2 protein-coding genes are annotated in these 13568 nt (G+C 72.2%); both read right to left on the reverse strand.

The features are described 5' to 3' along the window. On the reverse strand, window positions 1-6600 hold a 6600-nt coding region (locus ACOJUJ_RS30410; protein ID WP_420130688.1), incomplete at its 3' end, for an amino acid adenylation domain-containing protein. A 1-nt stretch (window position 6601) separates the two neighbouring features. Continuing rightward, a complete protein-coding gene (locus tag ACOJUJ_RS30415) occupies window positions 6602-13558 on the reverse strand; it encodes an amino acid adenylation domain-containing protein (protein WP_420130689.1) in 6957 nt (2318 codons plus the stop codon). Window positions 13559-13568: the final 10 nt, after the last annotated feature.

Consider the following 13568-nt stretch of genomic DNA (forward strand, 5'->3'; position numbering starts at 1 on the left):
CAGCGGCAGGCTGCGCACGTCGCCCAGGAAGATGCGCCCGCCCGGCCGCAGCGCCGCCGCGGCACCGTCCAGCACGCGCAGCAGGTAATCCAGGTCCGGGAAGTACTGCGCGACGGAGTTGACGATCACCACGTCGAACCCTGCACCCGCGTAGTCGCCCAGCTGATCGCCCTCGCGCTGGGCGAGGGAGACCTGCGGCAAGCTCCCAGCATTGCGGCGGATGTGCTCCAGCGCCACGGCGGAGAAGTCGGTGCCCACGTACGCCTGCGTGTGCGGCGCCACGCGGAACAGAAGCAGACCCGTTCCCGCGCCGACTTCCAGCACCCGCTCCGGGCGCAGCGCCAGGATGCGAGCAACCGTGTCCTCGACCCAGCCGCGCATCTCTTCGCGCGGGATCGGCTCGCCGGTGTAGCTGCTGTTCCATCCCTTCAGCGCCAGCGTGGGATCTTCGCCCTCTTCCTGCGCGTAGGTGTCGTCGAAGAGCGTTTCCCACTCCGACACCTGCTCCTTGCCCGCGGCGGCGTCGACCTCGACGACCTCGTCCGCGCCGGGGACGACGTAGGCGACCAGCCGCCGGTCACCGGGCGCGTCCTCCCGCGCCAGGACCACGGCCTCACGGACGCCGGGCTGCTCGCGCAGGACGGCCTCCACCTCGCCCGGCTCGATGCGGAAGCCGCGCACCTTGACCTGCTCGTCCGCGCGTCCCAGGAACTCCAGCACGCCGTCCGCACGCCAGCGCGCGCGGTCGCCCGTGCGGTAGGCCCGCTCCGCCCCGGCGCCGACGAACTTCTCGGCGTTCAGCTCCGGACGCCCCAGATAGCCGCGGGCGACACCGCCACCGGAGATCCAGACCTCGCCCGGGACCCCGAGCGGCGCCATCTCGCCGCGCGGGCCGCGCACGGCCAGGCGCACGTTCGCCAGCGGCCGACCCAGCGGATGGCCGACGACCGCGCCTTCCGCGGGCACGGCGTAGGTGGCGCAGATGATCGTCGCTTCCGTCGGACCGTACAGGACCCGCGTCTCCGCCGCGGGGAGCAGTTCGCGCATGTCCTCCAGCAGGTCCGGCGGCACCGAGTCGCCACCCACCAGCAGGAGCCGCAGCGAGGGAAGCACGGCCCCGCCCCGCACCACCTCCACCACCTGCCGCATCAGCGCGGGCACGGCGTGCAGCACCGTCACGTCCCGCACCGTCTCCACCAGCGTTTCCGGGTCGCGCGCAACGCTCTGCGGAACGACGCGCACCGCGCCGCCGGCCAGCAGCGGCGTGATCAGCTCCAGCAGCGAGATGTCGAACGAGGTGGACGCCAGCGCCGCCACCACGTCGCCGGCGGCGAAGCCGAGCGTGTCGAGGGTGGCAAGCAGGGTGTGGGTGAGCTGCCCGTGCTCCACCATCACCGCCTTGGGCGTGCCCGTGGAGCCCGACGTGTAGATCAGGTACGCCAGGTCGTCCGCACCCGCGGCGCGAAGCTCGGCGTCTGCGCCGGACACGTCGCCCTCCGCGCGGGGGTCGAGCAGAAGGACGTCCGTCTCGCGCGCCACGAGCGCGCTGGCCAGCGGCAGGTCGGAAACGACGAGCTGGGTCCCGGAGTCCTGCAGAAGGAAGGCGAGACGATCCACCGGGTGCGCCGGGTCCATCGGCAGGTACACGCCGGCCATCTTCCAGATCGCCAGCAGCGCGACCACCGCCTCCGGACCGCGCTCCAGGCAGACGCCGATCGTCGCCCCCGGCGCGGCCTGGACGCGCAGCCGCCGCGCAAGGCGCTCGGCGCGCGCATCCAGCTGCGCGTAGGTGAGCGACTGGTCCTGGAACCGTAGGGCGGGCGCGTTGGGCGTGCGGGCCGCCTGCTCCGCGAAGAGCAGGTGCACCGGCACGTCGCCCGCGTCCTGGCGGGCCGGGCCGCTGCCGTACGCCAGGAGCGTCCGCGCCTCGTCGTCCGGAAGGATCGCCAGGCGCGACAGACGCTCCTCCGGCGCCACCGCGGCGGCGCCCAGAAGGGTCTGGTAGTGCGTGACGAACCGCTCCATGGTGCCGACGTCGAACAGGTCGGTGCGGAAGCGCACGTTCCCCAGCAGCTCGTCGCCCACCTCCTGAAGGTCCACCTCCAGGTCGAAGCGCACCGTGCGGATCTCACCCCCGAACCCCTCCAGCCGCACCTCGCCGTCCCCATCCCGCCCCTCGCCGCCCCCGCCCTCGCCCCTGCCCGCGGCGCCGGCACCGGCGTCCATGTTCTGGAGCTGGAACATCACCTGGAACAACGGCGTGTGCGACAGGCCGCGCTCGGGAGCGACCTCCTCCACCAGCCGCTCGAAGGGCAGCTCCTGGTGGGCGTAGGCCCCCAGCGCCGTCTCCCGCACGCGGCGCACGAGCTCCTGGAACGACGGGTCGCCGGACAGGTCGACGCGCAGCGTAAGCGTGTTGACGAAGAAGCCGATCAGCCCCTCCGTCCCCATCTGCGTGCGGCCCGCGATCGGCGAGCCCACGACCAGGTCGTCCTGCCCCGACCAGCGCGAGAGCAGCAGGTCCAGAACGGCGTGCGTCACCATGTAGAGCGTGGCCCCCTCGCGCCGGGCCAGGGCGTGCAGCCCGCGCGCAACGTCGGCGGGGACCAGGAACATGAGCGAGGCGCCGCGCGAGCTGGCCACCGCCGGGCGCGGACGGTCGGTGGGCAGCTCCAGCGCGGGGGGCGCGCCGCCCAGCCGCTCGCGCCACCAGTCCAGCTGCCGCTGCAGCACGTCGCCCTGCAGCCAGCCGCGCTGCCACACCGCGAAGTCGGCGTACTGCACCGGCAGCGGCGGCAGCGGCGATGCCGGCTGTGCCTGGCCCGAGGAGCGCGAGAACCCTTCGTAGAGGGTGAACAGCTCGCGGAACAGGATGCCCAGGCTCCACCCGTCGCTGACGATGTGGTGCACGGTCAGCAGCAGCACGTGATCGTCGCCGGACAGGCGCAGCAGCGTCACGCGCAGCAGCGGGCCGCGCTCCAGGTCGAAGGGGCGCTCCACCTCCTCCCGCTCCAGACGGCTGGCCTCCTGCTCGCGGTCTTGCGGCGCCAGCCCGGTAAGGTCCACCACGGGCAGCTGCGCGGGCGCGGCGGGGTGCACCACCTGCACGGCGCCCTGCTCCGCCGGGTGGAACGTGGTGCGCAGCGTCTCGTGGCGGCGCACCAGCTCGGTCAGCGCCCGCTCCAGCGCTGACGCGTCGAAGCCCCCCCGCAGCCGGCTGGACCGGTGCATGTTGTAGCCCACGTCCTCGGGCTCCATCTGGTGCAGGAACCACAGCCGCTCCTGCGCAAAGGAGAGCGGCAGCGGCGCTTCCCTGGCCACGGGAACCAGCGGCGGGAGGGCGTCACCCTCGCCCGCGCTGCGGATGTCCTCCACGCGCCCGGCCAGCTCCGCCACCGTGGGCCCCTCGAACAGCGCCCGCAGCGGCACCTCTACCCCCAGCACCTCGCGGATGCGCGAAACCACCCGCGTGGCCAGCAGCGAGTGCCCGCCCAGCTCGAAGAAGCTCGCCTCCACCCCCACCCGCTCGATCCGCAGCACCTCGGCCCAGATCCCCGCCAGCACCTCCTCCATGGGCGTGCGCGGCGCCACGTACCGGTCCGCGTCGGCCGCGTACTCCGGCGCCGGCAGCGCCTTGCGGTCCAGCTTGCCGTTGGCCGTCATCGGCAGCGCGTCCAGCAAAACGAACGCGGAGGGGACCATGTACTCCGGCAGGCTGCGCCGCACGTGCGCGCGCAGCGCATCCGTCTCCACCTCGCCCGCCACGTACGCCACCAGCCGCTGCTCGCCCCCATCCCCGCGCGCCATCACCACGCAGTCGGCGACGCTCTCGTGCCGGCGCAGCACCGCCTCGATCTCGCCCAGCTCGATGCGGAAGCCGCGCACCTTGACCTGGTGGTCCAGGCGGCCCAGGTACTCCAGCACGCCCTCCGCCGTCCAGCGCACGCGGTCGCCCGTGCGGTACATCCGCCCGCCCGCTTCGGCCCCGAACGGGTCCGGGACAAAGCGCTCGGCGGTGAGCGACGGACGGCCCAGGTAGCCGCGGGCCAGGCCGCGCCCGGCCAGGTACAGCTCGCCCGGCACCACCGCCGGCACCGGCTGCATCCGCGCGTCCAGCACGTACGCCCGCGTGTTCGCGATCGGCCGGCCGATGGTGGCGCGGGCGCCCGCCTCGCGCGGCGTAAAGGTGCTGTAGGTCGTGTCTTCGGAGGGGCCGTACAGGTCGATCACCCGCTCCACGCCGTGGGCATAGAGCGCGTCCACCAGCTCGGTGCGCAGCGGCTCGCCGGCCAGGTTCACCGTCCGCACCCCGGACGGGATCCCGCCGCCCTTGAGCAGCGCGGCCGCGGCGGAGGGGACGGTGTTCAGCAGCCGCACCTGGTCCGCCGCCGGGGCGGAGGGCAGGGCCAGCGCGTTCTCGACGATGATCACCCGCCCGCCCAGGCTGAGCGGCAGGAACAGCTCGTAGACGGACAGGTCGAAGGAGATGGAGGTGCAGGCCAGCATCCCCCCCAGCTCCTCGGCCGTGTGCAGCTCCCTGGCCCACGAAAGCAGGACGACGGCGCTCCGGTGCTCGATCGCCACGCCCTTGGGAATGCCCGTGCTCCCCGACGTGTAGATCAGGTAGCCCAGCCCACGCGGCGACACGTGCAGATCCAGGTTCTCCGCGCTCTCCCGCGCGATCTCGCCCACGGATTCCGCCGCGTCGACGCTGACCACGCGGACGCCGTCCGGCACGGGGAGCACGCCGCGCAGCGACTCCTGCGTCAGCAGCACGCCCACGCGCGCGTCGCGCACGGTGAACTCCAGGCGCTCGGCGGGATAGGCGGGGTCCAGCGGCACGTACGCACCGCCGGCCTTGAGCACGGCCAGCATGGAAACCAGCATCTCGATGCCGCGCGCCAGGCCGATCCCCACGCGCGCCTCGGGCTGCACGCCCAGGCGCACCAGGTGCCGCGCCAGGCGGTTGGCCCGCGCGTTCAGCTCGGCGTAGGTGACGGATTCGGTGCCGTGCGTGGCCGCGAGCGCCACGGGCGTCCGCGCCGCCTGCGCCTGGAACAGCGTGTGGAGGGTGGCGTCCGCGGGATACTCCGCCTCCGTCCGGTTCCACTCATCCAGCACCCGCTCGCGCTCCGCCTGGGCCAGCAGCTCCAGCCGCGAAAGCCGCACGTCCGGGTTCGCGACGACCTGCTCCAGCACCCGTGCCAGGTGGCCGACCATCCGCGCCATCGTGCCGCGCTCAAAAAGGCCGGTGCTGTAGATCATCCCGCCCACCAGGCTTTTTCCCGATGCCACCAGGGCCAGCGCCAGGTCGAACTTGGCGAACGCGAAGTTCGACTCGCCCGCTTCGGCGCCCGGCTCGTCCTCTTCGGCGCCGGGCTCCGCCGCGCCGCCGCCCGCTTCTTCCACGTCGTCCAGCGTGAACGACACCTGAAAGAGCGGCGTGTGGCTAAGGGAGCGCTCCGGCTGCAGCTCGGCCACCAGCTTTTCGAAGGGAAGCTCCTGGTGCTCGAACGCCCCCAGCGTCACCTCGCGCACCCGCCCCAGCAGCTCGCGAAAGCTGGGATCTCCGCCCAGGTCGGTGCGCAGCACCAGCGTGTTGACGAAAAAGCCGATCAGCCGCGCGACCTCGTCCCGCGTCCGCCCCGCCACGGGGGTGCCCACGACGATGTCCTCGCTGCCGCTGTACTTGCTCAGCAGCACCTGAAAGGCGGCGAGCATCACCATGTACAGCGTGGCGCCCTCGCCGCGCCCCAGCGTCCGCAGCCGCTCCAGCATTTCGCCGGGAATCTCCACCCGCTCGCTGGCGCCCTGGAACGTCTGCACGGCCGGGCGGGGATGGTCGGTGGGCAGCTCCACCAGCTCGGGGGCTCCCGCCAGGCGCTCGCGCCAGTACGAAAGCTGCCGCTCCAGCACGTCGCCCCGCAGGTACTCGCGCTGCCACACCGCGTAGTCGGCGTACTGCACCGGCAAAGGCCGCAGCGGCGATTCACGCCCCTCGCGGTACGCCTCGTACAGCGCGCCCAGTTCGCGCTGCAGCACCTCCATGCTCCACCCGTCGCTGACGATGTGGTGCATCGACAGCAGCAGCAGGTGGTCATCGTCGGCCAGCCGCAGCAGCACCGCACGGAACAGCGGGCCCGCCGCCAGGTCAAACGGCTGCGCCGCCTCTTCGGTGGCGCGCCGCTTTACCTCCGCCTTCTGCTCCGCCTCGCGCAGCCCCGACAGGTCCTCCACCGGCAGCGAAAAGCCGGCGGCCGGCGCAATCACCTGCACCGGAGCGCCGTCCACCTCGCGAAAGGTGGTGCGCAGCGCTTCGTGCCGCCGGACGACCTCGCCCAGCGCGCGCTCCAGCGCCGCGTGGTCCATGGGACCCATCAGGCCCAGCACGGCGGGGATGTTGTAGACGGCGCTCCCCGGCTCCAGCTGGTCGATGAACCACAGCCGCTCCTGCGCAAAGGAAAGCGGAGCGCCGTCGCGCTGGGCGCGGGGGACGATGCCCGACGCGCGGACCTTTCCCCTGAGCATGGCTTCGACGAGCGCGCGCTTGGCGGGAGAAAGCTCCGGGCGCGGAAGCTCGACGGTCTTATCCGAGGACATCTCAGGCTCCTGCAAAGGGGTTTGACTCGGCCAGCTGAGCGGCCTCGTATTCGGACATGGTCGCGACGTCTTCGTAGATCCGGCGCTCGATCTCTCCCGCCATGGCTTCCAGCGTAGGCATGGAGAAAACGGTGCGGATCGAGATTTCCTGATTGAACGTGGCCTGGATCTTGGCGAGCAGGCGCATGATGAGCAGCGAGTGCCCGCCCAGGTCAAAGAAGTGGTCGTGCACGCCCACGCGCTCCAGGCGCAGCACCTCGCCCCAGATCTCCGCCAGCACTTCCTCCACCGGCGTCCGCGGCGCCACGTACCGCTCTTCCGCCGACGCCAGCTCCGGCGCCGGCAGCGCCTTTACGTCAAGCTTGCCGTTGGGTGTCAGCGGCAGCGCCTGCAGCGCCACGAACGCGCCGGGCACCATGTACTCCGGCAGCGACCGCCGCAGGTGCTCGCGCAGCGCGTCCGCGTCCGCCTGGCCCACGACGTACGCCACCAGCCGCTGCTTGCCGGGCTCGTCCTCGCGCACGATCACCCGGCCCTCGTGGACGCCGGCGTGCGCGGTCAGCGCCGCCTCGATCTCCCCCGGCTCGATGCGGAAGCCGCGGATCTTCACCTGCTCGTCCACCCGGCCGATGAACTCCAGCTTGCCGTCCGCCTTCCACCGCAGCCGGTCGCCCGTGCGGTACATCCGCGCGCCCGCCTGGGCGGTGAACGGGTCGGGAAGGAAGCGCTCCGCCGTCAGCCCCGGCCGGTCCAGGTAGCCGCGCACCACGCCGTCGCCACCCACGTACGCCTCGCCCGGCACGCCCACGGGCATCGGGTTCAGCGCGGCATCCAGGAGGTAGATCCGCTGGTTCCCCGTGGCCCGCCCGACGGAAACCGTCAGCGCGTCCGACGCGACGTGTTCCACCTGTTCCCACGAGCACCAGGCGGTGGTTTCCGTGGGCCCGTACATGTGCAGCAGGCGCTGGGGGCCGCCCGCCTTCAGCAGCCGCCGCACGCTGTCCGCGTCCGACGCCTGGCCGCCGAACAGCACGTCGCGCAGCGGAGCAAAGATGTCCGGCTGCTCGCGCGACAGCTGGTTCAGCAGCGCGGTCGTCTGGTAGAGCGTGGTGATGCGCTCGTCGCGCAGCATCTGGTACAGCGCGGGGGGCGAAAGGAGCACGTCGCGGGGGATTCCCACCAGCGTGGCTCCGTTCATCAGCGCGCCCCACGCCTCGAAGGTCAGCGCGTCGAAGCTCGCGTTGGACGCCTGCGCGATGCGGTCGCCCGGGCGGATCCGCACGTAGTCGGTCTCGATGACCAGCTGGACGACGTGCCGGTGCGCCACCATCACGCCCTTGGGCTTGCCCGTGCTGCCGCTGGTGTAGACGATGTACGCCAGGTTCTCCGCCGTCGCACCGCTCCGCGGCGCTTCCGCCGACTCCGCCGCGAGGGCATCAGCCGCCTGGTCCAGCTGGACGACGGCCAGGCCGGACTCCGGGACGAGCGAGGCCAGGTCGCCGCGGCTGAGCAGCACGCGAACACTGCTGTCCGCGAGCATCAGCCGCAGCCGCTCGGCCGGATACGACGGGTCCAGCGGCACGTAGCAGCCGCCCGCCTTGAGCACGGCCAGGATGGAGACGATCAGCTCCGCGCTGCGTTCCAGCAGCACGCCCACGCGGGCATCGGGCCCCACGCCCAGGCCGACGAGGTGGTTCGCCAGCTGGTTGGCGCGCGCGTCCAGCTGGCGGTAGGTCAGCTGCACGTCGCCCCAGCCCAGCGCCAGGGCATCCGGCCGCTCCCGCACCTGCGCGTCGAACAGCTCGTGGACGCACACGCCGCGCGGGTACGGACGCTCCGTCTGGTTCCACTCTTCCAGCACCATCGAGCGCTCCGCCGGCCCGGTGAGCGCCAGGCGCGAGAGGCGCACGTCCGCGTCTTCGGCGGCCTGCTCCAGCACGCGTCCCAGGTGCCGCACCATGCGCTTGACGGTGCCCGGCTCGAACAGGTCCGTGCGGTACGTCAGTCCGCCCCACAGCCCCTGCGGGGTCGCCACCACGCCCAGGGAAAGGTCGTACTTGGTGCCCCCCAGCTCCGCGCCCACGCCGCTCACGTCCAGCTCATGGAGGGCGTCTCCACCGCCCTCCACGTTCTCCAGCGAGAACATCACCTGAAAGAGCGGCGAGTGGCTCAGGGAGCGCTCCGGGCTAAGCTCCGCCACCAGCTTTTCGAAGGGCACCTCCTGGTGCTCGTACGCGCCCAGCGTGACCTCGCGCACCCGCCGCAGCGTTTCGCGGAAGCTGGGGTCTCCCGAGAGGTCGGTGCGCAGCACCAGCGAGTTGACGAAGAAGCCGATCAGCTCCTCGATCTCCTTTCGCGTCCGCCCCGCGATCGCACTGCCCACCACCACGTCGTCGCTGCCGCTGTACTTGCCCAGCAGCACCTGGAAGGCGGCCAGCACCACCATGAACAGCGTGGCTCCCTCGTTCTGCGCCAGCGCACGCAGGCGCTCCATCAGCTCGCCGGAAAGCCCGACCGGCTCGTGCCCGCCCCGGTACGTCTGCACCGGCGGGCGGGGATGGTCGGTGGGCAGCTCCAGCAGCTCCGGGGCTCCCCTCAGCTGCTCACGCCAGTAGCCGAGCTGCCGCTCAAGCGCCTCGCCCGCCAGCTGCTCGCGCTGCCACACCGCGTAGTCGGCGTACTGCACCGCCAGCTCCGGCAGCGGCGACGCACGCCCGTCGCGGTACGCCGCGTACAGTGCCGACAGCTCCCGGTCCAGCACCTCCATGCTCCACCCGTCGCTGACGATGTGGTGCCTCGTCAGCAGCAGCACGTGGTCTTCCTGGCCCAGCCGCAGCAGCGCCGCGCGAAAGAGCGGCCCCGCCACAAGGTCGAACGGCAGCGCCGCCGCCTCGTCGGTGGCGCGGCGCGTCACCTCCGCCTCGCGCTCCGCCTCGCTCAGCCCCGACAGGTCCTCAACCGGCAGTGTAAATCCACCGAACGGCGCAATCACCTGCACGGGAGCGCCATCCACTTCGCGGAAGACCGTGCGCAGCGCCTCGTGCCGCCGCACGATCTCGCCCAGCGCGCGCTCCATCGCGGCCACGTCCAGCGCACCCGCCAGGCGCCGCGCCACGGGGATGTTGTAGACGGTGCTCCCCGGCTCCAGCCGGTCGATGAACCACAGCCGCTCCTGCGCAAACGACAGCGGCAGCGGCGCCGTGCGCCCAACCGGCACCACCGGCGGCAGCATCGGCAGCTCCGCGCGGCGCAGCTCCTCTACGCGCACGGCCAGCCTGGCCACCGTGGGTGCCTCGAACATCGCGCGCAGCGGCAGCTCCACACCGAACACCTCGCGCACCCGCGAAACCACCCGCGTGGCCAGCAGCGAGTGCCCGCCCAGCTCAAAGAAGCTTTCCTCCACGCCCACGCGTTCCAGGCGCAGCACCTCGCCCCAGATCCCCGCCAGCACCTCCTCGGCCGGCGTCCGGGGCGCCACGTACCGGTCGGTGCCGGCCGCGTGCTCCGGCGCCGGCAGCGCCTTTACGTCCAGCTTGCCGTTGGGCGTAAGCGGAATGCGCTCCAGCGCCACGAACGCGCTGGGCACCATGTACTCGGGCAGCGACTGCCGCAGGTGCTCGCGCAGCGCGTCCGCATCCGGCTGGCCCACCACGTACGCCACCAGCCGCTGCTCGCCGGGCTGGTCCTGGCGCACGATCACCCGCACCTCCTGGACGCCGGCGTGGGCGGTCAGCGCCGCCTCGATCTCGCCCGGCTCGATGCGGAACCCGCGCACCTTGACCTGCTCGTCCACCCGGCCGATGAACTCCAGCTTGCCGTCCGTCTTCCACCGCAGCCGGTCGCCGGTGCGGTACATCCGCGCACCCGGCTGGGCGGCGAACGGGTCGGGGAGAAAGCGCTCCGCCGTCAGCCCCGGACGGTCCAGGTAGCCGCGCACCACGCCGTCGCCACCCACGTACGCTTCTCCGGGCACGCCCACCGGCACCGGGTTCAGCGCGGTATCCAGGAGATAGATCCGCTGGTTCCCCGTGGCCCGCCCTACGGAGACCGTCAGCGCGTCCTCCGCCACCTGCTCCACCTGCTCCCACGAGCACCAGGCGGTCGTCTCGGTGGGCCCGTACATGTGCAGCAGGCGCTGGGGGCCGCCTGCCTTCAGCAACCGCCGCACGCTGTCGGCGTCTACGGCCTGCCCGCCAAAGAGCACGTCGCGCAACGGGGCGAACACGTCCGGCTGTTCGCGGGACAGCTGGTTCAGCAGCGCGGTCGTTTGATAGAGCGTGGTGATGCGCTCCTCGCGCAGCATCTCACGAAGCGCGGGGGGCGAAAGGAGCACGTCACGGGGGATACCGACCAGCGTGGCGCCATTCATCAGCGCGCCCCACGCCTCGAACGTCAGCGCGTCGAAGCTGGCGTTGGACGCCTGCGCCACGCGGTCTCCCGGGCGGAAGCGCACGTAGTCGGTCTCCATCACCAGCTGCACGACGTGCCGGTGCGCCACCATCACGCCCTTGGGCTTGCCCGTGCTGCCGCTGGTGTAGACGATGTACGCCAGGTTCTCGGCCGTCGCACGACTCCGCGGCGCCTCGACCGGTTCCGACGCGAGCGAGCCGGCGGCCTGGTCGAGGAGAACGACGTCCAGAGCGCCGGTCTCCACCACCCCCGCCAGCTCGCCGCGGCTGAGCAGCACGCGAACGCTGCTGTCGGCCAGCATCAGGCGCAGCCGCTCGGCCGGATAGCCGGGGTCCAGCGGCACGTAGCAGCCGCCCGCCTTGAGCACCGCGAGAATGGAGACGATCAGCTCCGCGCTCCGTTCCAGCAGCACGCCCACGCGGGCATCCGGGCCCACGCCCAGGCGCACGAGGTGATTCGCCAGCTGGTTGGCCCGCGCGTCCAGCTCGCGATACGTCAGCTGCACGTCGCCCCAGACCAGCGCCAGGGCATCCGGCCGCTCCCGCACCTGCGCGTTGAACAGCTCGTGGATGCAGACGCCGCGCGGGTACGGCCGCTCCGTCCGGTTCCACTCCTCCAGCACCATCGAGCGCTCCGCCGGCCCGGTGAGCGCCAGGCGCGAGAGGCGCACGTCCGCGTCGGCGGCGACCTGCTCCAGCACTCGTGCCAGGTGGCCCAGCATCCGCTCCACCGTGCCGCGCTCAAAAAGGTCGGTGCTGTAATTCAGCCCGCCGAGCAGGCCCTGGGGGGTCGCCACGAACGTGAGGGACAGATCGAACTTGGCGATCTCCATCGCCGCGCCCACGCCGCCGACCTGCAGGCCGGGAAGCGCGCCTCCGCCGCCTTCACCGCCTTCGACGTTCTGCAGGGTGAACATCACCTGAAAGAGCGGCGAGTGGCTCAAGGACCGCTCCGGCTGCAGCTCGGCCACCAGCTTTTCGAAGGGCACCTCCTGGTGCGCGTACGCGCCCAGCGTGGCCTCGCGCACGCGCCGCAGGGTCTCGCGGAAGCTGGGGTCTCCGGAGAGATCGGTCCGCAACACCAGGGTGTTGATGAAGAAGCCGATCAGCCCCTCCACCTCCCCGCGCGTGCGCCCGGCGATCGGGCTGCCCACGACGATGTCGTCGCCACCGCTGTACTTCGAAAGCAGCACCTGAAAGGCGCCCAGCAGCGTCATGTACAGCGTCGCGCCCTCGCCGCGCCCCAGCGCCTGCAGCCGCTCCAGCAGCTCCAGGGAGAGCTCCAGCGGAACCGACGCGCCCCGGTACGTCTGCACCGCCGGGCGCGGACGGTCGGTGGGCAGCTCCAGCAGCTCCGGCGCACCCGCCAGCCGCTCCCGCCAGTACGCCAGCTGCCGATCCAGCGCTTCGCCCGCCAGTTGCTCGCGCTGCCACACCGCGTAGTCGGCGTACTGCACCGGCAGCTCCGGCAGCGGCGACGCACGCCCGTCGCGGTACGCCTCGTACAGCGTCCACATCTCCCGGTCCAGCACCCCCATGCTCCACCCGTCACTGACGATGTGGTGCATGGAAAGCAGCAGCACGTGATCGTCCGTATCCAGCCGCAGCAGCGCCGCACGGAACAGCGGTCCCGCGGCCAGGTCGAACGCCCGCCGCGCCTCCTCACCGGCGCGCTCCCTGACCGCCGCCTCGCGATCCAGCTCACCAAGCCCCGACAGGTCCTCCACCGGCAGGGTGAACCCGCCAAAGGGCACGATTACCTGCACCGGTGAGCCGTTCACCTGGCCAAAGACCGTCCGCAGCACCTCGTGGCGCCGCACGATCTCGCCCAGCGCGCGCTCCAGCGCCGCCCCGTCCAGCGCGCCCGTCAGACGCAGCGCCGCGGGCATGTTGTAGACGGCGCTCCCCGGCTCCAGGCGGTCGATGAACCACAGCCGCTCCTGCGCGAAGGAGAGCGGCAGCGCACCCGTGCGCCCGGCCGGCACCACCGGGGGGAGCACCGGAAGTTCCGCGCTGCGCATCTCCTCCACGCGCCCGGCCAGCTCCGCCACCGTGGGTCCTTCGAACAGCGCCCGCAGCGGCACCTCGACGCCAAACACCTCGCGGATCCGCGAAACCACACGCGTGGCCAGCAGCGAATGGCCGCCCAGCTCAAAGAAGCTCTCCGTCACCCCCACCCGCTCCAGGCGCAGCGTCTCCGCCCAGATCCCCGCCAGCACCTCCTCCGCCGGCGTCCGCGGCGCCACGTACCGGTCCGCGCCGGCCGCGTACTCCGGCGCGGGAAGCGCCTTGCGGTCCAGCTTTCCATTCGGCGTCAGCGGCAGCGCGTCCAGCACCACGAACGCCGACGGGACCATGTACTCCGGCAGGCTCCCCCGCAGGTGCTCCCGCAACTCGTCCGCCTGGGCGCCGCCGGCTACGTACGCCACCAGCCGCCGGTCGCCCGGCACGTCCTCGCGCGCAATCACCACGCAGTCGCTGACGCGCTCGTGGCCCCGCAGCATCGCCTCGATCTCGCCCGGCTCGATGCGGAAGCCGCGGATCTTCACCTGCGCGTCC

This window comes from Longimicrobium sp. (assembly GCF_048594345.1).
In the GTDB taxonomy this organism is placed as follows: Bacteria; Gemmatimonadota; Gemmatimonadetes; order Longimicrobiales; family Longimicrobiaceae; genus Longimicrobium.